This is a genomic window from Mesorhizobium sp. RSR380A (assembly GCF_054719385.1).
Genome location: NZ_JBTTIB010000001.1, coordinates 1,949,530 through 1,974,873, shown reverse-complemented (window position 1 = coordinate 1,974,873; position 25,344 = coordinate 1,949,530). Strand labels below are relative to the sequence as shown.

At 64.3% G+C, this 25,344-nt stretch carries 27 protein-coding genes and 1 pseudogene; 13 read left to right on the top strand and 15 right to left on the bottom strand.

Going from position 1 to position 25,344, the window contains the following annotated elements; genetic code table 11:
- Positions 1–14: 14 nt before the first annotated feature.
- Complete coding sequence (locus ACYG9Z_RS09550) at positions 15–935, bottom strand: zinc-binding dehydrogenase (RefSeq protein ID WP_023751415.1); 921 nt, start codon at positions 933–935, stop codon at positions 15–17.
- 111 nt (positions 936–1,046) lie between these two features.
- Between ACYG9Z_RS09550 and ACYG9Z_RS09545 the strand changes: the two are divergent.
- Positions 1,047–1,855, top strand: a pseudogene (locus ACYG9Z_RS09545) (AraC family transcriptional regulator).
- 22 nt (positions 1,856–1,877) lie between these two features.
- Here ACYG9Z_RS09545 and ACYG9Z_RS09540 read toward each other — a convergent pair.
- Both ACYG9Z_RS09540 and ACYG9Z_RS09535 read right to left on the bottom strand, forming a co-directional pair.
- Positions 1,878–3,668 carry a cation:proton antiporter domain-containing protein gene (locus tag ACYG9Z_RS09540; RefSeq protein ID WP_023751414.1) on the bottom strand — a complete coding sequence of 597 codons (1,791 nt, stop codon included), beginning with the start codon at positions 3,666–3,668 and terminating at the stop codon, positions 1,878–1,880.
- A 184-nt stretch (positions 3,669–3,852) separates the two neighbouring features.
- On the bottom strand, positions 3,853–4,305 hold the full coding sequence (locus ACYG9Z_RS09535; protein ID WP_023751413.1) for a baeRF12 domain-containing protein: 453 nt from the start codon (positions 4,303–4,305) through the stop codon (positions 3,853–3,855).
- A 419-nt stretch (positions 4,306–4,724) separates the two neighbouring features.
- Here ACYG9Z_RS09535 and cysG point away from each other — a divergent pair, with 419 nt between their 5' ends.
- From cysG to ACYG9Z_RS09505, 6 genes are all read left to right on the top strand, one after another.
- Positions 4,725–6,176 (top strand): siroheme synthase CysG, encoded by a 1,452-nt coding sequence (cysG, locus tag ACYG9Z_RS09530; RefSeq protein WP_023751412.1) that lies wholly within the window; start codon positions 4,725–4,727, stop codon positions 6,174–6,176.
- On the top strand, positions 6,173–6,466 hold the full coding sequence (locus ACYG9Z_RS09525; protein WP_023691980.1) for a DUF2849 domain-containing protein: 294 nt from the start codon (positions 6,173–6,175) through the stop codon (positions 6,464–6,466). Before cysG ends, ACYG9Z_RS09525 begins: the two co-directional genes overlap by 4 nt.
- A gap of 35 nt (positions 6,467–6,501) precedes the next feature.
- Positions 6,502–8,172: a nitrite/sulfite reductase gene (locus tag ACYG9Z_RS09520; RefSeq protein WP_023683051.1), complete on the top strand. Its 1,671-nt coding sequence runs from the start codon at positions 6,502–6,504 to the stop codon at positions 8,170–8,172.
- Complete coding sequence (locus tag ACYG9Z_RS09515) at positions 8,147–8,911, top strand: phosphoadenylyl-sulfate reductase (protein ID WP_023691979.1); 765 nt, start codon at positions 8,147–8,149, stop codon at positions 8,909–8,911. Before ACYG9Z_RS09520 ends, ACYG9Z_RS09515 begins: the two co-directional genes overlap by 26 nt.
- Positions 8,912–9,027: 116 nt before the next feature.
- Complete coding sequence (locus ACYG9Z_RS09510) at positions 9,028–9,561, top strand: DUF934 domain-containing protein (RefSeq protein WP_023686582.1); 534 nt, start codon at positions 9,028–9,030, stop codon at positions 9,559–9,561.
- Positions 9,562–9,603: 42 nt separating this feature from the next.
- Complete coding sequence (locus tag ACYG9Z_RS09505; protein WP_023683053.1) at positions 9,604–9,726, top strand: hypothetical protein; 123 nt, start codon at positions 9,604–9,606, stop codon at positions 9,724–9,726.
- A 149-nt stretch (positions 9,727–9,875) separates the two neighbouring features.
- On the opposite strand, the gene ACYG9Z_RS09500 is transcribed toward ACYG9Z_RS09505, so the two are convergent.
- The gene (locus tag ACYG9Z_RS09500) at positions 9,876–10,898 is read right to left on the bottom strand and encodes a fatty acid desaturase (protein ID WP_023669767.1); all 1,023 of its coding nucleotides are present in this window, start codon (positions 10,896–10,898) and stop codon (positions 9,876–9,878) included.
- An 84-nt stretch (positions 10,899–10,982) separates the two neighbouring features.
- Entirely contained in the window at positions 10,983–11,183 is a 201-nt protein-coding gene (locus ACYG9Z_RS09495) for a hypothetical protein (RefSeq protein WP_023683054.1), read from the bottom strand.
- 259 nt (positions 11,184–11,442) lie between these two features.
- Between ACYG9Z_RS09495 and grpE the strand changes: the two genes are divergently transcribed.
- Both grpE and ACYG9Z_RS09485 read left to right on the top strand, forming a co-directional pair.
- Positions 11,443–12,072 (top strand): nucleotide exchange factor GrpE, encoded by a 630-nt coding sequence (grpE, locus tag ACYG9Z_RS09490; RefSeq protein ID WP_023683055.1) that lies wholly within the window; start codon positions 11,443–11,445, stop codon positions 12,070–12,072.
- Positions 12,073–12,217: 145 nt separating this feature from the next.
- Positions 12,218–12,850 (top strand): trimeric intracellular cation channel family protein, encoded by a 633-nt coding sequence (locus tag ACYG9Z_RS09485; RefSeq protein WP_023683056.1) that lies wholly within the window; start codon positions 12,218–12,220, stop codon positions 12,848–12,850.
- 72 nt (positions 12,851–12,922) lie between these two features.
- On the opposite strand, the gene olsB is transcribed toward ACYG9Z_RS09485, so the two are convergent.
- From olsB to ACYG9Z_RS09455, 6 genes are all read right to left on the bottom strand, one after another.
- Positions 12,923–13,798 (bottom strand): l-ornithine N(alpha)-acyltransferase, encoded by an 876-nt coding sequence (olsB, locus tag ACYG9Z_RS09480; protein WP_023683057.1) that lies wholly within the window; start codon positions 13,796–13,798, stop codon positions 12,923–12,925.
- A 276-nt stretch (positions 13,799–14,074) separates the two neighbouring features.
- Positions 14,075–16,363 carry a response regulator gene (locus tag ACYG9Z_RS09475; protein ID WP_023683058.1) on the bottom strand — a complete coding sequence of 763 codons (2,289 nt, stop codon included), beginning with the start codon at positions 16,361–16,363 and terminating at the stop codon, positions 14,075–14,077.
- A 141-nt stretch (positions 16,364–16,504) separates the two neighbouring features.
- A complete protein-coding gene (gene acuI / locus ACYG9Z_RS09470; RefSeq protein ID WP_023683059.1) occupies positions 16,505–17,494 on the bottom strand; it encodes an acrylyl-CoA reductase (NADPH) in 990 nt (329 codons plus the stop codon).
- Between the two features lie 105 nt (positions 17,495–17,599).
- A complete protein-coding gene (gene lspA / locus ACYG9Z_RS09465) occupies positions 17,600–18,088 on the bottom strand; it encodes a signal peptidase II (RefSeq protein ID WP_023683060.1) in 489 nt (162 codons plus the stop codon).
- Positions 18,085–18,942 carry a TrmH family RNA methyltransferase gene (locus tag ACYG9Z_RS09460; RefSeq protein ID WP_023683061.1) on the bottom strand — a complete coding sequence of 286 codons (858 nt, stop codon included), beginning with the start codon at positions 18,940–18,942 and terminating at the stop codon, positions 18,085–18,087. The genes lspA and ACYG9Z_RS09460 overlap by 4 nt, the downstream gene beginning before the upstream one ends.
- 34 nt (positions 18,943–18,976) lie before the next feature.
- Entirely contained in the window at positions 18,977–20,059 is a 1,083-nt protein-coding gene (locus ACYG9Z_RS09455; protein ID WP_023683062.1) for a class I SAM-dependent rRNA methyltransferase, read from the bottom strand.
- Positions 20,060–20,185: 126 nt separating this feature from the next.
- Here ACYG9Z_RS09455 and ACYG9Z_RS09450 point away from each other — a divergent pair, with 126 nt between their 5' ends.
- The 4 genes from ACYG9Z_RS09450 to ACYG9Z_RS09435 all read left to right on the top strand — a co-directional run bounded on the left by ACYG9Z_RS09450 (position 20,186) and on the right by ACYG9Z_RS09435 (position 22,357).
- Positions 20,186–20,884 (top strand): helix-turn-helix transcriptional regulator, encoded by a 699-nt coding sequence (locus tag ACYG9Z_RS09450; RefSeq protein ID WP_023683063.1) that lies wholly within the window; start codon positions 20,186–20,188, stop codon positions 20,882–20,884.
- A gap of 91 nt (positions 20,885–20,975) precedes the next feature.
- Positions 20,976–21,386: a VOC family protein gene (locus ACYG9Z_RS09445; protein WP_023683064.1), complete on the top strand. Its 411-nt coding sequence runs from the start codon at positions 20,976–20,978 to the stop codon at positions 21,384–21,386.
- Complete coding sequence (locus tag ACYG9Z_RS09440) at positions 21,383–21,814, top strand: EVE domain-containing protein (RefSeq protein WP_023714121.1); 432 nt, start codon at positions 21,383–21,385, stop codon at positions 21,812–21,814. Before ACYG9Z_RS09445 ends, ACYG9Z_RS09440 begins: the two co-directional genes overlap by 4 nt.
- Positions 21,815–21,934: 120 nt before the next feature.
- Positions 21,935–22,357, top strand: coding sequence for a VOC family protein (locus ACYG9Z_RS09435; protein ID WP_023751411.1), 423 nt, complete (start codon positions 21,935–21,937; stop codon positions 22,355–22,357).
- Here ACYG9Z_RS09435 and lhpI read toward each other — a convergent pair.
- From lhpI to sppA, 4 genes are all read right to left on the bottom strand, one after another.
- A complete protein-coding gene (gene lhpI, locus ACYG9Z_RS09430) occupies positions 22,347–23,312 on the bottom strand; it encodes a bifunctional Delta(1)-pyrroline-2-carboxylate/Delta(1)-piperideine-2-carboxylate reductase (RefSeq protein ID WP_023751410.1) in 966 nt (321 codons plus the stop codon). The two genes, ACYG9Z_RS09435 and lhpI, sit on opposite strands and share 11 nt — an antisense overlap.
- A 31-nt stretch (positions 23,313–23,343) precedes the next feature.
- Positions 23,344–23,688, bottom strand: coding sequence for a lipopolysaccharide assembly protein LapA domain-containing protein (locus tag ACYG9Z_RS09425; protein WP_023698203.1), 345 nt, complete (start codon positions 23,686–23,688; stop codon positions 23,344–23,346).
- A 52-nt stretch (positions 23,689–23,740) separates the two neighbouring features.
- Positions 23,741–24,025 (bottom strand): integration host factor subunit beta, encoded by a 285-nt coding sequence (locus ACYG9Z_RS09420; protein ID WP_006200394.1) that lies wholly within the window; start codon positions 24,023–24,025, stop codon positions 23,741–23,743.
- A gap of 80 nt (positions 24,026–24,105) precedes the next feature.
- Entirely contained in the window at positions 24,106–25,062 is a 957-nt protein-coding gene (gene sppA, locus ACYG9Z_RS09415) for a signal peptide peptidase SppA (protein WP_023747044.1), read from the bottom strand.
- Between the last annotated feature and the right edge of the window lie 282 nt (positions 25,063–25,344).

The window sequence follows — 25,344 nt, the reverse complement described above, 5'->3', positions numbered from 1 at the left end:
CACTGACAGACTGCTCATTCAGCGATGGTGAGAACAGCCTTGCCGCCGAAGCTGCGCTGTCGCAGGGCGTCCAGAGCCCGGGCGATGTCTGTCCACGGCACGGTCATGGACACACGGGTTTCCAGCCGGCCAGCCGCGACCAGAGCGAGCAGCGAGGCGATGTCCGCGCCAATGGCTGGACCGGATGTGTAGTAGGCGAAAGTCTGAAGCCTCGCTCCCTCATGGCCCGGAACGAACTGTCTGAAGCCAACCGGCGTGAATTCGCCGCTGCTCGAACCGAACATGACGATGGTGCCGCCGGGGGCGACGCGTTCGATGGCATGGGCGAGGCTTTGGCCGCCGACCGACTCGGTGATCAGAGAGAATGGCCCTTCGGCCAGTTCGATCGACTCGACGACTTCGTGAGCACCAAGACCGCGGAGATCCTCGGCGTGCCGGGCGGCGGCGATTGCAGTCACCGCGGCGCCTTGCTCGCGGGCGATCTGGATCTGGAAACGGCCGACCGCGCCGCTGGCGCCGGTGATCAACACCTGCTGTCCCGCGAGGTCGCCGCCATGGCGCAAGACCCTGAGCGCCGTCGTGCCCGCGACCGGAAGCGTGGCGGCGGACCCGAAGCTGACCTCGTCCGGGATGACGGCGAGACGGTCGGTCGGAACGGCCGCCCGTTCGGCCCAGCCGGCCTCGTCGACCAAAGCCACAACCCGGGCGCCGACGGCAGGCCCGGAGCCATCGGCTGCCGCCCGCTTGATCACTCCAACCACGTCCTGGCCAGGTATCCAGCCTTCCGGGCGTATGGTGAGCAGGCGCAGTTCACCGCGGTTCAACGAGGTAGCGTGGACTGAGACAAGCGCTTCGTTGGGGAGGGGCCGAGGGTCCTCGACCTCGGCGAGCGTCAGTCTGGTGGGGTTGTCGGGAGACATGACGAGCGCGCGCATGGGAAGCCCTCCTGATACTTTGTGACATGCCAGCCACGAACCGGAGCCTATCGACTTCCCGCATCAAAGAATTTAGCTATCATGGCGAATAGTCGCTAAAAGCGGTCAATTGTGAGACAGCCTCTCCGCTACCCCTGGGTCGACTTCGATGTCGATGATGTGATCGCTCCTGCAATTGCGGTTCGCGTCGATGTCACCGAACCAAAGCGGAAGTGGCGACCCATTGGCACCGCAAGGGCCAACTCGTCTTCGCGCTCGGCGGTGGCGTCACATGCCGCGTCCCGAGCGGCCTGTGGATGGTGCCGCCACATTGCGGGGTGTGGATTCCCGGCGGCATGGAACACAGCAATATCGCGACCGCCAATGCGCGGATTTTCTTCGTCTATATCGAGCCGGGAGCCGCCGATCTGCCGGACCGGTGCTGCACGCTGTCGATCTCGCCACTGCTGCGCGAATTGATCATCGAGCTGGCCGACCGCATGGAGGAAGACGAAGGGAAGGACGCGCTTTTGACTGGGATGCTGCTCTCCGAACTGCCGCGCATGCCTGTCCAGCAACTGCATCTGCCGATCTCCGCCGAGCCGCGCTTGCGGCGGATCGCGGAAGCATTGGCGCAGGACCCTGCCGACCGCAGCACGCTTGCAGAGTGGGCCAGTCGCGTCGCGCTCTCAGAAAGCAGTCTCGCCCGTCTTGTGGTGAAGCAGACCGGACTGAGCTTCGGCCGCTGGCGCCAGCAATTGCACCTGATCGTCGCCATACGGGAGCTGGCCTCCGGTGCGAGTGTCCAGCAGGTTTCGGGCGATCTCGGCTACGCCTCCGTCACCGCCTTCATCACCATGTTCAAGAAAGCGCTCGGCAAGCCGCCGGCAAAGTATCTCGCCAGCGTCGCGCACAATGGCGGCTCCGCCTTCGTGGCGTGATCAACGCGCCTGTGGGCAAGCCTCAGGCCGGGGAGGGCTCAATGGCTTCGGGGCGCGGCATCAGCTTTTGCTCCAGCACTTCTTGCACGATACCGCGGGCGATCTCGCGTTCGCCCATGATGACGGTGTCGGCGCCGAGCCCCTTCAGATGCTCGACCTCGGCGTCGGAATGAGCCCGCGCAATGACGTTGATGCCGGGGTTGGCGGCGCGTGCCCTGAGCACGATCTGCCCGGCCTCGAACGCGTTGGGGATGGCAAGGATCAAGCGTTTGGCCCCCTGCGGATTGGCGGCGGCAAACACGCCCCCATTGGCCGCATTGCCGGAGACGATTTCGACGCCGTCGTCTCTGAGCCTCGCCAGCGTCTTGTCGGCGTCCTCGATGACCAGGAAGGGCAGCGATGCCTGTTTCAGCGCCGCGCCGACCAGGCTGCCGACGCGGCCGTAGCCGATCAGGATGGTGTGGCCCGAAAGCGTTGTGCGTGGCGGTGGGCCATTCTCTTTTGCCGCGGCGGCCACCGAGGCCACTTGTCCGGGCTGCGTCGCCGGGCCGACCGGCTTGGCCTCTTCCGGTGGTGCTGCCTTGGCGGCGCGCGCGTCCAGCCATGGCTTCATCCAGTCGAGGGCGAGGAACATCAGCGGATTGACCAGGATCGACAGGATGGCGCCTGCCAGGATCAGGTCGCGTCCCTGTTCGGGCAACAGCTTCAGCCCGACGCCGAGCTCCGCCAGGATGAAGGAGAATTCGCCGATCTGCGCGAGGCTGGCCGAGATCATCAAGGCGGTTCCCAGCGGATAGCGGAAGGCGATGACGATAACGAAGGCGGCCAGCGACTTGCCGATGACGATGATGGCCAGCGTCGCCAGGATCGGCCAGCCATTGCTCATCAGGCTGAACGGATCGAACAGCATGCCGACCGAGACGAAGAACAGCACCGAGAAGGCGTCGCGCAGCGGCAGTGATTCCTCCGCCGCGCGGTGGCTGAGCTCGGATTCGCTCATGATCATGCCGGCGAAGAAGGCACCGAGCGCCAGCGAGACGCCGAACAGTTTGGCGGCGCCGAATGCGACGCCGAGCGCGATCGCCAGCACCGCCAGCCGGAACAGTTCGCGCGAGCCGGTATGGGCGACGTAATGCAGGATCCACGGAATGACCCGGCGGCCGACCACCAGCATGACGATGACGAAGGCGGCGACCTTGGCGAGCGTGAGGCCGACGACGCCCCAGATGCCGTAGCTGGCCGGCAGCGACAAAAGGCTCGCATGGTCATCGACCTGCGGCTGGCCGCCGAGCACGCCGGCCAACGCCGGCAAAAGCACCAGCGCCAGCACCATGGCGAGGTCCTCGACGATCAGCCAGCCGACGGCGATGCGGCCGCGCTCGGTCTCGATCAGCCGTCGCTCCTGCAACGCGCGCAACAGCACCACTGTGGACGCGACGGAAAGCGCCAGGCCGAAGACCAGGCCGGCGCCCATCGACCAGCCGAGCATCCAGGCAAGGCCGGCGCCCAGCGCGGTGGCAAAGCCGATCTGGACGATGGCGCCGGGTACGGCGATGGCGCGGACGGAGAGAAGGTCCTTCAGCGAGAAATGCAGGCCGACGCCGAACATGAGCAGGATGACGCCGATTTCGGCCAACTCATTGGCAAGGCCGGCATCGGCGACGAAACCCGGCGTGTTCGGTCCGACCAGCACGCCGGCGACGAGATAGCCGACCAGCGGCGGGATGCGAAAACGGTTGGCGAGCGCCCCGAAGATGAATGCCAGCCCCAGACCGGCGACGATGGTGGCGATAAGGGGCGTGTCATGCGGCATTGTCTATGGAGCGCCTTTCGGGAAATGTCGGGTGTGCGCCGCCCGCAGCCGCCGCCTTTGCAATATGGTGGAGGGGGTGCGGGCGACGCAACCCGCGAGACGTAAATTGGTGGCCAGAGGCGCCGAAAAACGAAAGGCGCGCGCAGCGAAAACGCTGCGCGCGCGAATGATCTATGAGATAGCGTCAGGCTGCCTGCTGCAGCATGGCCTCGATGTCGATCAGCGGGCGGTTGGTCAGTGTCTTTGGGATCTCCGCCTGCACCTTGTCGGTGACTTCCTTGTGCAATTTCTTGCGCATGGTGCCGAGCACCAGCGGCGGCGCGACCAGCACGATGTCGTCGAAGATGCCGTGATGGGCGAGCTTGTAGAGCCGGTCCGCGATCTCTTCGGCAAAGCGTTCCTTGCCCTGCCGGTGCCAGTCGGTTTCCTCAACCGCGCTGCGATGCACGGAGGGGCCGTCATTGTAGCGGCCGGGACTGTCGCTGCCTTGTTCGCGCGTTGCCGGATTGTCCTGTTTCATCTCCTGGAAGAGCTGCAGGTTCGGATAGAGATTGTCGCCCACGTTCTTCAGGAACAGCGCTTTCTCGCCATCGGCCACCATGACCAGAAGGCCATGTTTCAGGTTGATCTTGCTCATTTGCGGGCTCCTGTTTGAAGGTTCAAATCCAGCCGACGATTGTCTGTTACGGCAGGGGCAGAACGCGTGGCGAAGCGGGAACGTTCCACTTCGTTCGCCGAGATCGCACGCAGCCATACCAAGCCCGATCTATCGTCTATCGGAGCAATGTCCGAGGTGACGGCTTTTAATCTACTAGATTGGTAGAATTTAGAAAAAATAATTTTGCAGCTTGGCCGGCTCCCGGATAAAAGAGCCGCAGAACAAAGTCTGCGGCAGCAGCTTGAATCCGCCTGATATGCGGATGTGGAATATTTTTCTCTTGGCCCTTTGGCTTGCGGAAAACCGATTGCCTCCCGTCAGGGGATGCGCGAGTGGGTTCCTTCAGCTTTTTCGCGTCCGCGCCTAAAACTGCCGAATTGTTCCGGAATCTGTTCGTCATGCCGCACGCCAATCCCAAGCTCACCGCGTTCCCGATCTTCATGCGGGTCGAAGGCGAAGCCGTGGCCATCGTCGGCGGCGGCGTCGAAGCGTTGGCCAAGGCGCGGCTACTTGATCAGTCGAGTGCTGTGCTTCGCATCATTGCCGATGTTGCCGACGCCGAATTGCTGAGCTTCATCGCCACGACCGGCGCCATCCGTATCGACGCCCCCTACGACGCCGCGCATCTCGAAGGCGCGGTCCTGGTGTTTGCCGCCAGCGGCGACGAGACGCTCGACCGCCGCGTCGCCGACGATGCGCGCCGCCTTGGCATTCCGGTCAATGCCGTCGACCGGCCGGAGCTGTGCGATTTCTTCACCCCGGCGCTGGTCAACCGCGCTCCGGTCGCCATCGCCATCGGCACGGAAGGCGCCGGTCCGGTGCTGGCGCAGATGCTGCGCAGCCGCATCGACCGCATGCTGTCGCCGTCGCTCGGGCCGCTGGCAGCGCTTGCCGCCTCTTTCCGGGGTGCCGCCGAAAAGCTGCTGCCGAAAGGCAACGCCCGCCGCCAGTTCTGGAGCAGTTTTTTCCAGGGTGCACCGGCGCGCGCCGTCGAAGCCGGCGAGCTTTCGCAGGCGCATGACGCCGCCGCCGATCTGTTGCTGTCGAAGGCTCCGGCTTCGGGCCATATCGCCCTGGTCGGCGCCGGGCCAGGTGCTGAGGATCTTCTGACGCTGCGCGCGCATCGGCTTTTGATGGAAGCCGACGTCATCGTCTATGACGCGTTGGTGCCGGAGGCGATCGTCGCCATGGGCCGCCGCGACGCCGAGCGGCTGCCGGTCGGAAAACGCAAGGGATGCCACACCAAGAGCCAGGCCGAGATCAATGCGCTGCTGGCCGATCTCGGCAGGCAGGGCAAGCGCGTCGTGCGGCTGAAGTCGGGCGACCCGCTGGTGTTCGGCCGCGCCGGCGAGGAGATGGCCGCACTGCGCGATACCGGCATCGCCTATGATGTCGTCCCCGGCGTCACCGCCGCCTTTGCCGCCGCCGCCGACTTCGAGCTGCCGCTGACGCTGCGCGGCGTCTCCTCGTCGATGGTGTTCACCACCGGCCATGATCTGAAGGGCAATTCGCTGCCGGATTGGGCCAAGCTCGCCATTTCCGGCGCCACCGTCGCCGTCTATATGGGCCGCTCGGTCGCCGCCGAAGTCGCCGGACGGCTGATCGAGGCCGGCCTGTCGCCGGACACGGCGGTTGCCGTGGTCGAGAATGCCAGCTTGCAGAACCGCCGCCGTTTCCACGGCACACTGGCCGATTTGCCGTCGCTGGAAGAGCGCGCCGATCTGGCCGGTCCGGTGATGACCATCATCGGCGACGCGGTTGCCGGCGCCAACTTTGAACGTTCCGAGCCGCTCGCGGCACATAGTCATGAGAGCGCCGCCAATGCGGCCGACGCAGAGGTCGAGCCATGAAGATACTGACCGCAAACCGCCTCTCCGACGGCATCGCCGTCTGGTACGCCGATGGCGGCTGGGCCGAGACGGTCGACCATGCCGACCTTGCCCATGACCAAGCGGCAGAGGACAGGCTGGAAGCAATCGGCGCCAAGGCCAACGCCAACAATCAGGTTGTCGACGTCAATCTGATCGACGCTGAAGTCGTCAATGGCATCGTCGTGCCGGTGCGGCTGCGCGAAAAGATCCGCGCCGCCGGCCCGACCATCCGGGAAGATCTGGGCAAGCAGGCTGCGCGGGCAGCGTAACAAAATACGGGCGGACGCGCCCTGAAAGACGAAACATGTACCGCTACGATGAGTTCGACCACGATTTTGTCCAGGCCCGCGTCGCCGAGTTCAGCGACCAGGTCGAACGCCGGCTGTCCGGCGAGATCACCGAGGATCAGTTCCGGCCGCTGCGGCTGATGAACGGCGTCTACCTGCAGCTGCACGCCTACATGCTGCGCATCGCGGTGCCCTATGGCACGCTGAACAGCGCGCAACTGCGCATGCTCGGCCACATCGCGCGCAAATACGACAAGGGCTACGGCCACTTCACCACGCGCCAGAACATCCAGTTCAACTGGCCGGCGCTGTCCGACATTCCGGCGATCCTGGCCGATCTCGCCAGCGTCGAGATGCATGCCATCCAGACCAGCGGCAATTGCATCCGCAACGTCACCGCCGATCACTTTGCCGGCGCCGCCGCCGACGAGGTCGCTGATCCGCGCCCCTATGCCGAGATCCTGCGGCAATGGTCGTCTGTGCATCCGGAATTCTCGTTCCTGCCGCGCAAGTTCAAGATCGCGGTGACCGGGGCCGAGCGCGACCGCGCCGCCATCCAGACGCATGATATCGGTCTGCATCTGAAGAAGAACGCCGCCGGCGAGCTCGGCTTTGCCGTCTATGTCGGTGGCGGCCAGGGCCGCACGCCGATGGTGGCGCGCAAGATCCGCGACTTCCTGCCGGAAGCCGACCTGCTGTCCTACTGCACGGCGATCCTGCGCGTGTACAACCTCTATGGCCGCCGCGACAACAAGTACAAGGCGCGCATCAAGATCCTCGTCCACGAGACCGGCGTCGAGGAAATCACCCGCCAGGTCGAGGCCGAATGGCAGGAGCTGAAGGACGCCGAGCTGAAGCTGCCGGAAGCCGACATCCGTGCCATCGACGCCTATTTCGCGCCGCCGGCACTGACCGCCCGGCCGGAAGGCGACGCGGCGATCAAGCTGGCGCGGCTCGATTCCAAAAGCTTCTCGGATTGGCTCGACCAGAATGTCGTGACGCATCGCCATCCTGACTATGCCGCGGTGACGATCTCGCTGAAAGGCATCGGCGAGGTGCCGGGCGATGCCACCGACAGCCAGATGGAAGCGGTCGCCGACATCGCCGAGAAATACGCGTTCGACGAACTGCGCGTCAGCCATGAGCAGAACCTGATCCTGCCGCATGTGGCGCGCGCCGATCTCAAGGCTGTCTATGATGCGCTGGTCGATATTGGTCTGGCGACGGCCAATTCCAACCTGATCAGCGATATTATCGCGTGCCCTGGCCTCGACTATTGCGCGCTGGCGACGGCGCGCTCGATCCCGATCGCGCAGGAGATTTCGCTTCGCTTCGCCTCGCTCGAGCGGCAGCGCGAGATCGGCGAATTGAAGCTCAAGATTTCCGGCTGCATCAATGCCTGCGGCCATCACCATGTCGGCCATATCGGTATCCTCGGCGTCGAGAAGAAAGGCTCCGAACTGTACCAGGTGACGCTTGGCGGATCGGCCGACGAGAACACCTCGGTTGGCGAAATCATCGGCCGCGGCTTCTCTTCGGAAGAGATCACGGACGCCATCGAGCAGATCGTCGACACCTATCTCGGCCTTCGGCTCGGTCCCAGTGAACGTTTTATCGACGCCTACCGCCGTGTCGGTCCCGCGCCGTTCAAGGAGGCGCTCTATGCTGGCGAAACCAAGGCCGCTTGACCGCATCCTCGACGTCGACGACAGCATCGCCGCCAAAGCGGCGGGCTTCGACGCGCTGTATGGACATCTGAGCCCGCTCGACATCATCGAACGCGCGGCGAGCGAATTGTTTCATGACGAGATCGCCGCCGTGTCGTCCTTCGGCGCGGATTCCGCCGTCCTGCTGCATATGATCGCCAAGGTCGACCGCACGCTGCCGGTCATCTTCCTGGACACCGGCAAGCATTTCGAGGAGACGCTGGGCTATCGCGATGCGCTGGTCGCCGATTTCGGGCTGACCAACATCAGGGTGATCAAGCCCGAAGACGCGGCGCTCGAACGGGTCGATCCGACCGGCAATCTGCACCAGAGCAACACCGATGCCTGCTGCGACGTGCGCAAGGTCGAGCCGCTGGCGCGCGGCGTCGCCCCCTTCCGGGCCTGGCTGACCGGCCGCAAGCGCTTCCAGGCGGCGACGCGAGCCGCGCTGCCGGTGTTCGAGGCGGTCGGCCCGCGCGTACGCATCAATCCGCTGGCGCACTGGACGACATCCGATCAGGCCGACTACATGCGCGCGCATGCGCTGCGCGAAAATCCGCTGGTTGCGTACGGCTATCTGTCGATCGGCTGCTTCCCATGCACGCAGCCGGTGCAGCCGGGCGAAGATGCGCGCAGCGGACGCTGGGCCGGTCATGCCAAGACCGAGTGCGGCATCCATCTGTCGGGACTGGAAGTGTCGCTGACCGACGCATCCCTTTAAGCTATGGTGATATTCAGGTGAGGTTGGCCTGCAACGGCGGCTTCCGCCCGGAGGCCGCCGGTTTCGTGTGGACCGGCTTTCGCGGACTTCGATTTTGGGGCTTTTAGGAATTTTCGATGACTGAACCGACGACAGCGGAGACCCGCCTCTGGACCCGGACGGGTTTTCGCGAGGACGAGTGGACACATGCCGAAAGTGCGGATGCACTGGCGGGCAATGGCCGCTTCATCCTGCCGTTGCAGGCATTTCTCGGCCTCGATGCCGAAGTGCGGCGCTCGGCCAAGGAGCGGCTTGGCGTCGCGCTGCAGCCCGGCGACCAGCTGGAAAAGATTGTGGATCTGCTCGACCAGCTGTCGCTGGTGGCGCTGGCCTTCCCGGCCTTCAGCGACGGCCGCTCGTTTTCCAAGGGCGAATTGCTGCGCAGCCGCTACCATTTCGAGGGCGCGGTCCGCGCCACTGGCCAGGTGCTCGTCGACCAGCTGCCGCATATGCTGCGCCTCGGCTTCGACGAGTTCGAAATATCCAACCCGGTTCTGCTGAAGCGCCTCGAAGAAGGCCGCACAGGAGGGCTGGGCCTTTACTATCAGCCGACCGAAGCGTCGGAGCCGAAGGGGCCGAAATACTCCTGGCGGCGCGTTCGCAACAGCTGACGCAGCGGTAATTTCGCCTGTCTTTACAAAGACTGTGATCTGTTGGCTGTCCGGACGGAAGTATCCGCCAGGCAGGAAGCCGCGCTGATCGGCGGCAACACCAATGCAGCGACCATCATGATCGCCGAAAAGGCGGCTGACGTGATCAGGGCTGCAAGGTCCTGATGCGCGAGGAGCGCAAGGCCACCTGAGCAGATCTTCTGGGAGATGCAGCCGCGCCTTTGGTGCGGCGGTTTATTTTTTGTTTTATGCGATCCCGAGGGAAAGCGCTGCGCGGTCTTCCCGGGAAACCGCTTCACTTTGCTGGAATGCTTTCAGGCCAAAGCCCGCGCTTCGCGAAACGAGACCAGCTTGCGGCGATTCTCGTCCCATAGCGCCAGCTTGACGCAGCGCAGGCTGTCGAGAAGCGTGACGCGGCCGATGCCGCGCAGTTCCGGATAGTCGCGCAGCACTTCCTGCAGCCGGTAGCCCGGCACCTTGGCGGAGAGATGGTGCACGTGATGGACGCCGATATTGCCGGTGAACCAGTTCAGCACCGGCGGCAAATCGTAATAGGACGAGCCGTGCAGGGCGGCACGCTGGAATTCCCACTCTTCGTCCTTCGCCCATTCCGTCTCCTCGAACTGGTGCTGGACGTAGAACAGCCAGATTCCGGCCGATCCGGCCAGGATCACGATCGGCAAATGGACGATCAGGAAAGCGCCGGGGCCGACCAGCCAGATAAGCAGCGCTGCCGCGACCGCGATGCCGAGATTGGTGGTCATCGACGACACCCAGGGCGTCAGGCCGCCGCGCATCATGCCGACGGGCAGCCTCTGCTCGAAGATGAACAGCCAGATCGGGCCAAGGCCGAACATCACCAGGGGATGGCGGTAGAGACGATAGGCAAGGCGTCCCCGCCAAGACAGCTGCCGGTATTCAGCAACCGTCAACGTCCTGATATCGCCCATGCCGCGCTCGTCAAGATTGCCGGCGCTGGCGTGATGGGTGGCGTGCGCGCGCCGCCAGCAATCGTAAGGGGTCAGCGTCAGCACGCCGAGCGCGCGGCCGATCCAGTCGTCGGCAGTGCGGTTGGCGAAGAAGGAGCCGTGGCCGCAATCGTGCTGGATCATGAAGATCCGCACCAGAAAACCGGCGGCGGGAAGGATCAGGATCAAGCCCCACCAGTGGCCATAGGAATAGGCTGCCGAAGACAGCGCCCACAGCGTAACGAAAGGAATAAGGGTGATGGCGAGTTCAAGAGTGCTGCGTCGCCGGTCGGGCTTCTTGTAGCGCGCCAGGATCTTCAACCAGGCGCGCTTGCTGTTGGCGGCCGTCTCGGGGGAAATCATGTTCATCAGGAAGCATAGGCGGGGCGTCCCGCTGCCGCAAGGAAAAGCTCACGCAAAATTACTGCGCGTAATTGTCGCGCGATAGCATCGCTATTGACGGCGTCGGCCGCCGGCCATGCTGGCTTCTATGCCGTCCAGCCGGTCGAGCAGGTCCCGGAAACGGGCGGGAATGTCGGCCTCGGTGCGGAAGGCCGGCAAGGTGCGCAAGAAGCGCGTCGTCGCCTCGGTGCCGAACTGGCGCCTGATGTCGGCGGCGAGCTCTTCGCTTCTGTTGCCAGTATTGCGGTCCATTGTCTCAAATCCTGTGTCGGTTTCAAAACTCCTCCAAGCTTTGAATGGTTCCCCATAGCGGGGTATTGGCAAGCAAAGGCTGCCGTTACGGTAAAGTTTGAATTAATTTTGAACGTCTTTGCGTCCCGCACCAAGTCCGACGGGCAGCCCGCAACATTGCCTGCTGTTGGGCGTCCTCCTGGGCTTCCCCCTTGATTTTTGGCCGCCAAACCTCGATATCGGGCGCAAATCCAAACCATTCGAATGACGGGAAATGGCGATGAGCGACCAGACAAAAGACGAACGCGCGCCCGAGGATATCGAAACGGCCGAGGCCGAGCGCACGCACGGCGGCATCGACGGCGACTATGAAGCGCTGGTGCGGCTGCTGAAGGAAAACGAGGAGCTGAAGGACCGCGCGCTGCGCGTCGCGGCCGAGATGGAGAATCTGCGCCGCCGCACCGCCCGCGACGTGCATGATGCGCGCGCCTATGCGGTGGCCAATTTCGCCCGCGACATGCTGTCGGTGTCGGACAATCTGCGCCGCGCGCTCGATGCTATCCCCGCCGAGGCGAAAGCGGCCGGAGATGCCGGCTTCAAGGCGCTGATCGACGGCGTCGAGATCACCGAGCGCGCCATGCTGTCGACGCTGGAACGGCATGGGGTGAAGAAGCTTGAGCCAGAAGGTGAGAAGTTCGACCCGAATTTCCACCAGGCGATGTTCGAAGTGCCCAATCCCGATGTGCCGGCCAACACCGTCGTCCAGGTCGTGCAGCCGGGCTATTCGATCGGCGAGCGCGTGCTGCGGCCGGCCATGGTCGGGGTCGCCAAGGGCGGCCCCAAGATCGCGGCCACCGAAGCGCCGGTTGAGCCGGGGCCGGTGAACGAGCAGGCCGAGAAGGATGCGTGAGTAGGGTAGGCAGTAGGGAATAGGGAATAGGGAATAGGGAATAGGGAATAGGGAATAGGGAATAGGGAATAGGCAGGCGTATCAATCGCGCGGCTTCGTGTTATTCATACTTTCCCTAATTCCCAATCCCTACTGCCTCATGTCCCTGACGCCCATCGACCTCCTCGACTATGCCGGCGTCGCCGTCTTTGCCGCGACCGGGGCGTTGGCGGCTTCGCGCAAGCAGCTCGACATTATCGGCTTCCTGTTTCTGGCCAGCGTCACCGGCATTGGCGGCGGCACGCTTCGCGACGTCATCCTCAACCTGCCCGTCTTTTGGGTCGCCAACTCCGGCTATGTGCTGGTTTGCGCGGCGGTTGCGGTGCTGGTCTTCTTCATCGCCCACCGCGTCGAATCCCGCTGGAAATGGCTGCTCTGGCTCGACGCCATCGGATTGGCGGCCTTTTCCGTAATGGGCGCGGCCAAGGGGCTGGCCATCACCGGCTCGCCGGTCGTCTCCGTTGTTATGGGCGTGTTGACCGCCACATTTGGCGGCATCCTGCGCGATCTGCTGGCCGGCGAGCCATCGGTGCTGCTCAGGCCCGAAATCTACGTCACCGCCGCACTCGCGGGCGCCGGCCTCTACACACTTGGCGATCTTGCCGGCCTGCCGCCGCTCGCCTCGGATATCGCCGGCTTCGTCGCGGCTTTCCTGGTGCGCGGCGGCGCGCTGAAATTCGGCTGGACCTTTCCGTCCTACAAGAGCCGCCCGGGACGGCGACCGGAGGATATTCCGTAGGGAGAGGGATTAGGGAATAGGGAATAGTCGGTAGTCAGCAATTCGCGGCAGCCTTCACTACTGCCTACTACCTCACGCCGCAAAGCGCTGCGCTTCCCCGCCATAATAGTTGACGTAGCGGGCGCCGATTTCCTTGACCGGCATCACCACGAACACATCGACGGTGGAGAACTCACGGTCGATGACGCAGCCGTCGCCGATGCGGGCGCCGACGCGCAGATAGCCCTTGACCAACGGCGGCATGGCCGCAATCGCCGCCTTGGCGTTGACCGCCTCGATCGGCATCAGGTCCATCGAGCAATAGCGCCCGGAGACCGCCCGCACATCCCAGGCGGAGTTGGTCCGGCAGTGATGGGCAAGGTAGGTGAGCGCCTCGGCATGCGCAGCCGGCACCGTGCCAGGGAACGAGGCACAACCGGTCATCACGCCGATCTCATAGTGGTTGATGTAGGCCCAGATGCCTTGCCACAGCGCCTCGATGGTGCGCTTCGAGCGGTATTCCGGCAGCACGCAGGAGCGGCCGAGCTCAAGGAAGCGCTGGCCAGGATGGCGGGCGATCAGCTTGGTCAGTTCGAACTCGCCTTCGGAATAGAAGCCGCCGGCGGTCGCGGCAATCTCTTGCCGCAGCAGGCGGTAAGTGCCGACGATGCGGCGATGCTCGGGGCCGGAGATCGAAGTGTCCAGCACGAGGAGATGGTCGCACAGCGGGTCGAAGCGGTCGGCGTCGCGCCGGTCCTGCGCCTGGAACAGGTCCTTCCTGGCGCCAAGCTCGTCATAAAACACCCGGTAGCGCACTTCCTGCGCGGCGGCGATCTCGGCCTCATTGCGGGCAAGCCGCACTTCGAGATTGCCGATACGGCCCAGCGGTGCGCCTGTTGCGACGGCATCGGCGTTCCGCGCGGCGAGCAAAGCGCCGCCTGCGCTGGGCCGAGTGTCACATTCCGGCATAACTGTATGCACGAGTGATTCTCCTTCGAGCCATCCCTCTTGGCACGGGGATACGGTGTAGGTGCAACAGGATTGTGACAGTACCGTGATACGGCGCGACGGGCAATACTTCGTCGGCTGGCGAAAACCCTCATTCGGCTACCTACGTGACGCGAGGATTGCGCCAGCGTCGCCATGAAGCGCGTCGCGCTGGGACGATTCACGCGACGCGCTTCAAGTCTTTGTTTTGTGCATGTCGTCTTCTCAAAACCGGGGCCATTTTCGAGCGACATGAATTCAGGCGGCCACCTGGCCCTCGACGGCATGGACCAGCGCGTCGGGATCGAGCGGCTTGGTGACGAAGCCGCTGGCGCCATGGGCGAGCACGGTGTGGCGGGTCTTTTCCTGGCTGTCGGCCGAAAGCACCATGATTGGTACCGGCGGCACAGCCATTTCCTCCTCGTGGCGGCGGATGGCGGCGATCGCGTCCAGCCCGTCCATCACCGGCATGTGCAAATCCATCAGCACCACATCGAAGCGATTTTTCAGCCCGGCCTCGGTGACCGCCTCGACCGCGGCCTTGCCATTGCCGACCACTTTCACGCGATGTCCCGCCTTCAAAAGCGTGGCGCGGGCAAGCATGGCGTTGATGTCGTTATCTTCGGCGATCAGCACCGACAAGCCCTGCTGGCGTGCGCCATGGGCACGAAGAGAGGACGCGCCGGTCTTTTCCGGCTTGGGCGGCGGCAAGGCAGGGGCATGACTGGTCAGCAGCACGCGCAGCAGGGTTTCGCCGCGCACCGGCCTCGCCAAGAAGGTGGCGTAGCCGCTGGTGCGGAATTCGCCAAGCATGCCGCGGTCGGTCGGCGCGATCAGCGTGATCGCCTCGCAATCGGCAAAGCCACTCTGGCGCAGGCGCTTGAGCAGTCTGCCGTCGCCGTCCTCCAGGGCCGCGTCGATCAACAGCACATCGCAATGTTCGGCGAAGGGCGTCGCCTGGGAAGCGGTTGCGGCGACGTCGACGGCGCCGCCATGGGCGCGGATGGTGCGGGCGATGGCGTCCGCCTCGACGGCGTTCTTCGACACGATCACGGCGCGCCGGCCGGCCAGGATGTTCTGCCGGTTCTGCGGTGCTTCGGTTGCTCCTGCGGCCGGGATCTCGAAGACGAATTCCGATCCCTCGCCAAGTCGGCTCGACACCGAAATGGCACCGCCCATGGCGGCGACCAGGCGCCTCGATATGGCCAGACCGAGGCCGGCGCCGCCATGGGTGCGGGTCGAGGTGCCGTCGGACTGTTCGAATTCCTCGAAGATGCGCTCCATGTCGTCTTCGCGCAGGCCGGGGCCGGTGTCGGTAACGGTGAAGCAGATGCGGTCGCTGGTATCGGTGCGGGCGCGCGCAATCGAGACCAGCACGCCGCCGGTGTCGGTGAACTTGATCGCATTGCCGATCAGGTTGAGCAGCACCTGCCTGACCCTGCCGGGATCGGCCATGATCATCTGCGGCACGTCGGGCTCGACATGACAGCCGAGGCCGATTTTCTTGGCGAAGGCTTTCGCTGCCATCAGTTCGACGATGTTGTCGGCGATTTCGCGCAGCGATGTCGGCTGCGGCTCCGGGTCGAAACGGCCGGCCTCTATCTTGGAATAGTCGAGCAAATCCTCGATGAGCGCCAAAAGGGCGCTGGCCGAGGTCGAGACAGCGCCGACATAGGTGCGCTGCTCGGGCGACAGATTGGTGTCAGCCAGAAGCTTGGCCATGCCCATGATGCCGTTCATCGGCGTGCGGATCTCATGGCTGACGGTGGCGAGGAAGCGCGACTTGGCCTGGCTGGCATATTCGGCGCGCTCGCGCGCGGTGATCAGCGAGGATTCGGCGCGTTTGCGCGCGGTGATGTCGCGGGCAATCGCCCGGTGCGAGACGGCGCCGCTATCCTTGTCGCGTACCGACAGTTCGATCCATGAGAACCAGCGCGGACCGTTCGGGGTGCGTATGGAGACGTCGGTGGAACTCAGGCATTCATGATCGGAAAAGGCGGCGTCGGGGACGATGCCGACATCAATGCCGTGTTCGGCGAGGGTCCTGCCGGCAAGGTCGCGTTGGTCGGTTCCGACGAGGCTGGCGAAAACCTTGTTGGCGTAGACGATGTGGCCATCGCGGTCGCGGTGGACGACGAGATCGCCGAGCGCATCGATCAGCCCGCGAAAACGCTCCTCGCTCTCCTGCATCTCCCACATACGGTCGGCCAGCGTCTCGATTTCGGCGCGGCTACGGGCCGCGGTTTCGTCGAGCAAGGCCGCCGCGCGGCGGACGGTGCGGCGGCTGCGCAGGTGCATGGCGACGCCGGCAAGGCCTGTCGCCAGCAGGCCGAGGGTGATGAAGATCGGCGCACCGGTGAGGTGGGAGAGGCCCGCCAGCACGACACTGGCGACCACCGTCAGGAACGGCAGGCCCTCGGACGTGGCGCGCGGCAAATCCGGCGCCAGAGGCGGCGGCGCGACACGCTGCCGCTTCGCCGTCGCCGGACTCGGCCCGTCGACGCTTTCGGCACGGCTCTTCTCTTTCCTGGCGGACTCCGCGATCATGCGGAACTCCTTGCAGATAGAGATTATGGAAAAGCGCGGCGGATCGTTCGAATTTTAGCGGTCATGCATTTTTGGCGGTTTTCCGCATCGCCTGATCTTTTCCGAAACCTGATTCCCTTTCGGGATCATGCTTCGGGAGCCTCACATATCGACAACCACGCGGCCCCTGATCTTGCCCTCGACGATGTCATGGGCGGCGGTGATGATGCCGTCGAAGCCGATGGTCGTCGACAGGCCGGCGAGCTTCTTGAGATCAAGATCGCTGCCGATGCGGCGCCAGGCTTCCAGCCGCACAGCCTTTGGCGCCATCACTGAATCGATGCCGAGCAGCGAGACGCCGCGCAGGATGAACGGGGCGACGCTCGACGGCAGATCCATGCCACCCGCCAGGCCGCAGGCGGCGACCGCGCCGCCATAGGCGGTCATCGACAGCACATTGGCCAGCGTGTGGCTGCCGACGGCATCGATGCCGCCGGCCCAGCGCTCCTTGGCCAGCGGCTTGGCCGGCTGGGAGAGTTCCTCGCGCGAAATCACTTCGGCGGCACCGAGGTCGATCAGATAGGAGCTTTCGGCGCTGCGGCCGGTCGAGGCAATGACGTGGTAGCCGAGGCTGGACAGGAGCGAGACCGCGACCGAACCGACGCCGCCGGCGGCACCCGTCACCACCACCGGGCCGCGATCGGGCAGGATGCCGTGCCGCTCCAGCGCCATGACGCACAGCATCGCCGTATAGCCGGCGGTGCCGACCGCCATCGCATCGTGGGCGCTGATGCCGTCGGGCAACGGCACCAGCCAGTCGCCGTTGACGCGGGCGCGCCCGGCATAGGCGCCGAAATGCGTTTCGCCGACACCCCAGCCGTTGAGGATCACCTGATCACCCTTGCGCCAGTCGGCATGCGAGGAAGAAATCACCGTGCCGGCGAAATCGATGCCCGGCACCAGCGGCCAGCGGCGGATCACCGGCGCCTTGCCTGTGATGGCCAGCCCGTCCTTGTAGTTGACGGTCGTCGCCTTGACCGCGACGGTGACATCACCTTCCATCAAATCGGCTTCGCTGAAATCGACGATCTCGACCGACTGCTTCTTTTCGGCGTCGCGCGAAACGAGGATGGCTTTGAAGGTTTCAGGCATCTCTTCTCCTCGGCTTCGCAAAGGCTGGCGGTCGGCATTGGCTGGCTCTGGCCGAACTGTGCGGCGACCGTCCGGCGAGGTCAATTGGTCAAAAGAGTCGGGCCGTCAGGCTTCTGGGCCTTGCGGCTTGGCCTCGCGCCGCCAGCCGATGAATTCGTCGAAGACGACCAGCGCCGCGCCGACCGAAATGAAGGCATCGGCGAGGTTGAAGACGGCGAAGGACCATACCGGCGTGTGGAACAATATATAGTCGATGACGTGGCCGTAGACGGCGCGGTCGATCAGATTGCCGATCGCGCCACCGATGATCAGGGCAAAGCCGATGCGGGCCAGCACATGGCCGGATGGCGTACGCGTTGCCAGATAAAGCACGAAGGCGACGACGACGACCGCGATGACGACCAGGCCGGTGTCGCCGAAGGACGAGAACATCGAGAAGGCGATGCCGGTATTGTAGGTGCGAAACAGCGCCAGGAATGGCACCAGGTCGAGCTTTTCCTGGAAGACGAGGCCGGTCTCGATCAGATGCTTTATCCACTGGTCGAGCGCGATTGCCACCATCACCAGCAGCGCATAGGGAGACCATGATTTCACGATGTGGCGTCCTCGGGGGCAAGTTTCAGCGCGCCGCGCCGGATCTCGAACAGCATGATTCCGGTGGCGACCGCCAAATTGAGTGAATCGGCGCGGCCGGCCTGCGGAATCCGCAGCAGCCGGTCGCAGCTTTCCGCCAGATTGTCGGGCAGGCCCTGCTGCTCATTGCCCATCATCAAGAGCACCGGTCCTCGGGAGAAATCGACCGAGCGGTAGTCGACCGCACCCTTCAGATGGGTGCCGACCACCAGGCCCGAGAAGCTGTTTCGCCAAGCCAGAAATGCTTCCGGCGTCGCCTTGGTCACCGGCACGGCGAAGATCGAGCCCATGGTGGCGCGCACGGTCTCGACCGAAAAAGGATCGGTAGTCTCGCCGACCAGGATGACGCCCTTGGCGCCGACGGCATCGACGGTGCGGATGACGGTGCCGAGATTGCCGGGATCGCGCACCCGGTCGAGCGCCACCCAGACATCGCCGTCGTGAGCGCGGATGTCTCTTAACGGCAGCAGTTTCTGCCGGAAGACGCCGACCACCATTTGCGGATTGTCGCGGCGGGTTATGGCGACCAGCACTTTTTCGGACACTTCGAGCACGGTGCCGCCGGCGGCAACCGTGCGCGCCGCCACCTTTTCGACCGCCGCATTGCCGCGTCCGGCCTTGGCGAAGACCAGCGTCCTGATCGACCAGCCGAGGTCGAGGGCGTCGATGACCAGCTTCAGCCCTTCGGCCATGAAGGCGTTCTGCTGGTCGCGGAATTTCTTCTGGGCGAGCGCCTTGATGTCCTTGATCAGCGGATTGGCAAGGCTGGTGACTTCCTTGACCTGCCCGGGCGCGCCGGCGTGCCGCTCATTCATTCGGGACTCCCGGGCATTCAGGTCTCCGGGGCATTCAGGCTACCCAGCGCGAAAACAGCGATGTCGACAGCGCCCGCCCGGCGGACTGCTCGCGGATGATCAGTTCGCCTGATTCAACCGTGCCGCCCATGCCGGCAAAAGTGTCGCGCATCAAGGCATGGATGGCGAAGAAGGAGGCGCGGATGGAATAGGCGGTCAGCACCACGGTGAGCGGTTTCGGCGTCAGGATCGCGCGGCAAAGATCGGTCAGGCCGGGCAGGTCCTCGAACAACTGCCAGACCTCGCCCTTGGGGCCGCGGCCATAGGCGGGCGGGTCGAACAGGATGATGTCGTAGCGGCTGCCGCGGCGCTCTTCGCGCTCGGCGAATTTCACTGCATCGTCAACGATCCAGCGGATCGGCTTGCTGCCGAGACCAGCCATTTCCTGGTTTTCGCGCGCCCAGCCGACCGCCTTCTTGGAGGCATCGACATGGGTGACCTCGGCGCCGGCGCGGGCGGCTACGAGAGACGCGAGCCCGGTATAGCCGAACAGGTTCAGCACCTTGACCGGGCGCTTGGCCGCCGCGATCAGGCTGGCCATATGGTCCCAGTGCGAAGCCTGCTCGGGGAAGACGCCGACATGGCGAAACGAGGTGAAGCGGCCGAGATAGTCGATGCCGTCATGCTTCATCGGCCAGGTCTCGCCCAGCGGTACCTTCGGGAACCGCCAGCGGCCGATGCCTTCCTCGTCGGTGTCGCCGGTGAAGATGGCGTCGGCGCGGTCCCAGTCCCTGGCCGGTAAGGCCTTTTGCCAGATCGCCTGTCCCTCGGGCCGCACGATGCGGTAGGGGCCGTATTGTTCGAGCTTTTCGCCGGCGCCGCTGTCGAGCAGTGCATAATCCTGATTGGGCGCCACTTCGAGGATCACCGGCAGGCGCTCAGTGGGCAGGATGCCTTCGCGACGCGCCAGGATACGGGGGGCGGGCTTCGGATCAGACCGGTCGTCCGGTTTTGTTTCGTGGCGTGGCTGTCTGGCTTCGGGTCGGACTGGTACGGTCTCCGGCTGCGGCCGCGCATGTTCGGTCCTGCCCTTTGCGGGCGGACGGTTGTCGCGGCGTTTGTCGCGAAAAGACTTCAAGCAGGAGCGTCTCCGGAGGCGGCAGGCCGCTTTTGGCATAGGGTCACCGGCTGCGCAAACAAAATGGTCCAGCGTCGAATGTCTGAGGTGGTGGACCTCGCTGAGGAAACAGGCAAATCTCGAATCATGTCCCGTTCCGAACGCCTGCTCGACCTGATCCAGATCCTGCGCCGGCATCGCCGGCCGGTGAGCGGTCGCACGCTTGCCGGCGAGATGGACGTTTCGATCCGAACGCTCTACCGCGACATTGCCACGCTGCAGGGGCAAGGCGCGCCGATCGAGGGCGAGGCTGGGCTGGGCTATGTGCTGAAACCCGGCTTCATGCTGCCGCCACTGATGTTCACCGACGAGGAGATCGAGGCCATCGTTCTGGGATCGCGTTGGGTTGCCAGACAACCGGACAAGCGGCTGTCGGCCGCCGCCACCGACGCGCTGGCCAAGATCGCCGCTGTGCTGCCGGATGATCTGCGCGAGGACCTCGATGCGACCGCGCTTTTGGTCGGGCCGCACGGCGATGCTGTCGAAAGCATCGACCTTGGCCTGGTGCGCCAGGCGATCCGCAACGAGAGAAAACTCGGCTTTCTTTACCGCGATGCCGGCGGCGCCGCCTCCGAGCGCTTGATCTGGCCATTCGCGCTCGGCTTTTTCGACAAGGTGCGGGTGGTGGTGGCCTGGTGCGAGACGCGGCAGGATTTCAGACATTTTCGCGCCGACCGGATGTCGGGGCTCAACACCACGTATATCCGCTATCCGCGTCGTCGGCAGGCGCTGCTGAAGGAATGGCGCGCGACGCTGGACGCACCGAAGCGCCAGCCTGGCGCTTAATGCTCCTTTCCACGCGCCCACAAGACGCTGCTGCCAGAATCTGACAGTGGGGTCACCTATGCTCCTCCAATCGAAACCCTGGAGAGCAGACATGAACACCCCCAATTTCGTCATCCTTTATGTCGACAGCCCGGAGCGGAGCGGCGCCTTCTACGGTGCGCTGCTGGGACGCCAGCCGGTGGAGACGTCGCCGACCTTCGTGCTGTTCGTGCTCGACAATGGCTTCAAGCTCGGCCTGTGGTCGCGCCACACGGTGGAGCCGTCGGCCGCGGCCGCGGGCGGCGGTGCGGAGCTCGTCTTCGCGTTGGACCGGCCTGATGCGGTGGACGCCGCCTACACGGACTGGGCAGGACGCGGCTTGACCGTTCTGCAGACGCCGACCGACATGGACTTCGGCCGCACCTTCGTTGCGCTCGATCCCGACAAGCACCGGCTGCGCGTCTACTGGCTGAACGACGGAGAACAGGCCAATGGGGAACAGGCCAATGGAGAACAGAAGTGAGTGCGCACTGGATCGCGGTCGCTTCCGCCGAACATGTCCGGCGCGGCCGCGAGGCCGGCTTCATGCAGGTCAACCACGGCAAGGCGGCACCTTTGCGCCGCATCAAGCCCGGCGACGGCATCATCTACTACTCGCCGACCACAATTCTGCGCGAGAAGGACGGCCTGCAGGCCTTCACGGCAATCGGCACCGTGCGCGAAGGCGAGCCTTACCAGGGCGACATGGGCGGTGGCTTCACGCCGTTCCGCAGGGATGTCGAATGGGCCAAGGCCGAGGAGGCGCCGATCAAGCCGCTGCTCGAGCAGCTCGACTTCACCGCGGGCAAATCGAACTGGGGTTATCAACTGCGCTTTGGCCTGTTCGAAATTACGGCGCATGATTTCGCGCTGATCGCCGAGGCGATGGGCGCTGCCATGAAGGCAGGCTGAAGCATCCAGCCGCCGGATCGGCAAGGCACCGTGACAAGGCTGCTGACACCAAGTTGTCAGCAGCCTTGTGCGACAAGCGATTGTCTTCAGATAGCGTCGCGCTTGCCCCAGGAGAATAAGATGGACTTCGTCTCGATCCGCATCATTACCGATCAGATCAAGCCCTTGGTGGCATTCTACGACACGATCACCGGGCTTACCGCAACCTGGTTCACAGACGATTTCGCCGAACTGGCAACGCCGTCCTGCACACTGGCGATCGGCAGCACCCGCACGCTGGCCCTGTTCGGAACTGATGTGGCGCAGCCGGCCGCCAATCGCTCAGCGATCATCGAGTTTCGCGTCGCCGATGTTGATGCTGAGTACAGCAGGCTGGCGAAAATTATCGGCGATTTCGTACAGACGCCGACGACGATGCCATGGGGTAACCGGTCGCTGCTGCTGCGCGATCCCGATGGCAATCTGGTGAACTTCTTCACCCCGGTCGGCGCGGAAGCGATCAGGAAGTTCGATCGCAGAACCGGCGCAGACGCTACTGCTTGAGCGCGTTGTAGACGGCAATGCCGGCGGCAAGGTCCTCAAGCGCGGCGCCGACCGACTTGAACAGCGTGACCTCAGTGGGGCTCTGCCGGCCCTGTTTTTCCCCGCGCGCCAGCTCATGCAGATCGGCGACGATGGCTTCCGGCTTCAGCACGCCGGAGGCGAGCGGCTGGACGATGTCGCCGGCTTCCTTTGTGGCGCCGGCGCGGGTGTCGACATAGACGCGGGCGCGCGCGATCGCGTCGTCATCGCTTTCGCGCATGGTCGGCGTGAAGCCGCCGACCAGATCGACATGCGCGCCCGGCTTGAGCAGCGCACCCTTGACCAGCGGCGTCGTCGTGATCGTCGCCGATGAGACGATGTCGGCCTCGGCGAGTTCGGCGTCGAGATCGCTTGCGGCCTCGGCGTTGAAACCGTCCGCGCGCAAATCAGCCGCGACCTTTTCGGCATTGGCGGGCGTGCGGTTCCAGATGCGGATGGTCTTGATCGGCCGCACCGCGGAGTGCGCCTTGGCGAGGAACGGCGACAGCGCGCCGGCGCCGACCACCAGAAGCCGCGATGCGTCCTCGCGGGCGAGATAGGAGACGGCCAGCGCCGAGGCGCAAGCGGTGCGCCACTGTGTCAGCCGTTGGCCGTCGATCAGCGCTTCGGGCTCACCGGTGGCGCCGTTGAGCAGGAGATAGAGCCCCATCACCGCCGGTTTGCCGATGGCGTTGTTGTCGGGCGATACGGTGACGATCTTGACGCCGATATGACCGCCGACCGACGTGCCGGCCGCATGGAAGTCGGTCCACGCCGGCATCAACAGCAGCGTGGAAGTGGCACCGTCGGGCCGTTCGACTCCGTGATGATGGCGGACGGGTTGCACAGCACCCTCGCGGAAGGCCGCGCGCAATGTCTCGACCAGCCCGGGAAAGGTCAGCGCCTGGTCGACAGCGTCGGCCGAAATGGTCAGCATGCAAAACTCCGCGAAGACAAAAGCTTCGGCTTCAGGCCGTTGGCTTCGGCAGCGCCGGACCCTGGCCCGAGCCTTGCGGTGCGGCGGGTACCCGGCTGACCGCCTGGCGCAAATTCTCGGCCTCGACCCCGCGCTGGCGCGCCAGCTTGCGGTAGCGGCCCTGCTTGACCCAGGTCGCCAGGCTGCCGACGACCATGCCGATGGCGAGCGCCACGAACAGGAAGATGAACAGCGGCAAGGTCAGCGTCAGTTTCGGATTGCCGGGGTTGAACGGGTCGAGCGTGAAGGCGACCAGCTCGCGGTTGGCGACGGCCAGCGCAATCAGGATGACGGCGAGCGGCACGAAGACCACGATAAGTATGAAGCGGTTCAACATAGAAATTCCCTGGAGAAGGCAGGCCTTGATAAGGTCGGCGCGTGGTCCGCGCCTACTTGCCGCCATTCAGCCTTTCACGCAATTCCTTTCCGGTCTTGAAGAACGGCACCCACTTCTCCTCGACCTCGACGGATTCGCCGGTGCGCGGGTTGCGGCCGGTGCGGGCAGGGCGATTCTTCACCGAAAAAGCGCCGAAGCCGCGCAACTCGACCCGATTGCCTTCCGCTAGGGCATCGGTGATCTCGTCGAAGATCGCTCCCACGATGTTTTCGACGTCGCGCAGGAAAAGATGCGGGTTGCGCGTGGCAATGATCTGCACAAGCTCGGATTTGATCATCAGAAAGGTCCCCGTGAAAGCGCTGCGGTCAAATTATCAGGATGATTTTATTTGCTTTTTTACTCGCCCCAACCGGCAGATCAAGGGTGCCAGACGGAAACGAGACCGTCAAGAAACAAGCGATCCGCGCCAATTTCGTGAAGCACGTCGCCGCCGGCCTCCGACATGCCGAGCGCGCTGCCGACGCTGCGCGCTATTGCTTTCGAGAACAGGAAGCCGCCACGCCGCTCGGTGTCCTTCCATTCCACCACCTTGAGCTTGGCGTCGACACCCTTGGTCGCCAGCCAGTCGATCGCCACGCTCTCGCCGCCGACAGCGTCGATCAGACCGTTGGCAAGGCCCTGGCGGCCGGTGAAGATCGAGCCGTCGGCAAGGGCCAGTGCCTGATCGCGGGTCATTTTGCGGCGCTCGGCGACGATGCCGACGAACCAGTCATAGCTGTCGAGGATGAGCTTGCGGACCATGGCTCGCTCGTCTTCATTGGTCGGCTTGAAGGGCGAGGGCGATGCCTTCAGCGGCGAGGATTTCACTTCCTCGAGCTTGATGCCGACCTTGTCCATCAGACCGCTGACATCGGGATACTGGATGAGCACACCGATCGAGCCGACGATCGACGTCTTGCGGGCAACGATATGGTCGCTGGCACTGGCGATCATGTAGCCGGCCGATGCGGCCAGCGTGCCGACCTCGGCCACCACCGGCTTGTCGGCGGCAAGCTTGCGCACCTCCTCGTAGATCGATTCGCCGCCGACCGTGGTGCCGCCGGGCGAATCGATCGCCAGGATGACGCCCTTGACCTGCGAGGATGTGCGGATGGTTTCCAGCCGCTTGATCAGTTCCTCGTCCTCGGTGATGGTGCCTTCGATCCTGACCTTGGCGATGTGGTCGACGGAAGAACCGCCGAGGTCGCCCCCATAGAACCAGCTTGCAAGCGCAATCACCCCAAGGGCCACGATGGCAATGGCGGCACCGCGCCAGAAGGTCAGCTTGCGCCGCAAGCGGCGGCGGTCGATCAGGTCGTCGGCTCTCAGTGCCATGGTCTGCCTCACAGTCGGTGGGAAGCGATGCTTTTAAAGCAAGCGTCCGCGCCCGGCTACCTCTTCCTCAAGAGCCTGCGACGAAGCGACCTTCACGACGGAGGCATTTCAGGAAAAAATGACGCGGCGCGTTCGTTTCTGCTATGAAGTGACGAAATTGTGTCGCCTGAGTTCCGTCTGTAAAACAGCGGCCGTCACATTTTTGCGGTTTTCCTCCGCTTGTGCTTGCTTGCGGGGGCCGGCAACCCACCTATAGCAGGTGTTTTGGCGGACAAGGGTTTA

Bases quoted from the DNA above. Each gene is read 5' to 3' on its own strand.
- ACYG9Z_RS09510 (WP_023686582.1), top strand. From the start codon at position 9,028: ATGACTGAACCGACGACAGCGGAGACCCGCCTCTGGACCCGGACGGGT.
- ACYG9Z_RS09500 (WP_023669767.1), bottom strand. From the start codon at position 10,898: ATGAACATGATTTCCCCCGAGACGGCCGCCAACAGCAAGCGCGCCTGG.
- ACYG9Z_RS09435 (WP_023751411.1), top strand. From the start codon at position 21,935: ATGGACTTCGTCTCGATCCGCATCATTACCGATCAGATCAAGCCCTTG.
- ACYG9Z_RS09515 (WP_023691979.1), top strand. From the start codon at position 8,147: ATGCTGGCGAAACCAAGGCCGCTTGACCGCATCCTCGACGTCGACGAC.
- ACYG9Z_RS09420 (WP_006200394.1), bottom strand. From the start codon at position 24,025: ATGATCAAATCCGAGCTTGTGCAGATCATTGCCACGCGCAACCCGCAT.
- cysG (WP_023751412.1), top strand. From the start codon at position 4,725: ATGCCGCACGCCAATCCCAAGCTCACCGCGTTCCCGATCTTCATGCGG.
- ACYG9Z_RS09475 (WP_023683058.1), bottom strand. From the start codon at position 16,363: ATGATCGCGGAGTCCGCCAGGAAAGAGAAGAGCCGTGCCGAAAGCGTC.
- ACYG9Z_RS09450 (WP_023683063.1), top strand. From the start codon at position 20,186: ATGTCCCGTTCCGAACGCCTGCTCGACCTGATCCAGATCCTGCGCCGG.
- ACYG9Z_RS09425 (WP_023698203.1), bottom strand. From the start codon at position 23,688: ATGTTGAACCGCTTCATACTTATCGTGGTCTTCGTGCCGCTCGCCGTC.
- lhpI (WP_023751410.1), bottom strand. From the start codon at position 23,312: ATGCTGACCATTTCGGCCGACGCTGTCGACCAGGCGCTGACCTTTCCC.
- ACYG9Z_RS09525 (WP_023691980.1), top strand. From the start codon at position 6,173: ATGAAGATACTGACCGCAAACCGCCTCTCCGACGGCATCGCCGTCTGG.
- ACYG9Z_RS09540 (WP_023751414.1), bottom strand. From the start codon at position 3,668: ATGCCGCATGACACGCCCCTTATCGCCACCATCGTCGCCGGTCTGGGG.
- ACYG9Z_RS09445 (WP_023683064.1), top strand. From the start codon at position 20,976: ATGAACACCCCCAATTTCGTCATCCTTTATGTCGACAGCCCGGAGCGG.
- acuI (WP_023683059.1), bottom strand. From the start codon at position 17,494: ATGCCTGAAACCTTCAAAGCCATCCTCGTTTCGCGCGACGCCGAAAAG.
- ACYG9Z_RS09460 (WP_023683061.1), bottom strand. From the start codon at position 18,942: ATGAATGAGCGGCACGCCGGCGCGCCCGGGCAGGTCAAGGAAGTCACC.
- ACYG9Z_RS09495 (WP_023683054.1), bottom strand. From the start codon at position 11,183: ATGGACCGCAATACTGGCAACAGAAGCGAAGAGCTCGCCGCCGACATC.
- olsB (WP_023683057.1), bottom strand. From the start codon at position 13,798: ATGCCGGAATGTGACACTCGGCCCAGCGCAGGCGGCGCTTTGCTCGCC.
- ACYG9Z_RS09550 (WP_023751415.1), bottom strand. From the start codon at position 935: ATGCGCGCGCTCGTCATGTCTCCCGACAACCCCACCAGACTGACGCTC.
- sppA (WP_023747044.1), bottom strand. From the start codon at position 25,062: ATGGCACTGAGAGCCGACGACCTGATCGACCGCCGCCGCTTGCGGCGC.
- ACYG9Z_RS09535 (WP_023751413.1), bottom strand. From the start codon at position 4,305: ATGAGCAAGATCAACCTGAAACATGGCCTTCTGGTCATGGTGGCCGAT.
- grpE (WP_023683055.1), top strand. From the start codon at position 11,443: ATGAGCGACCAGACAAAAGACGAACGCGCGCCCGAGGATATCGAAACG.
- ACYG9Z_RS09520 (WP_023683051.1), top strand. From the start codon at position 6,502: ATGTACCGCTACGATGAGTTCGACCACGATTTTGTCCAGGCCCGCGTC.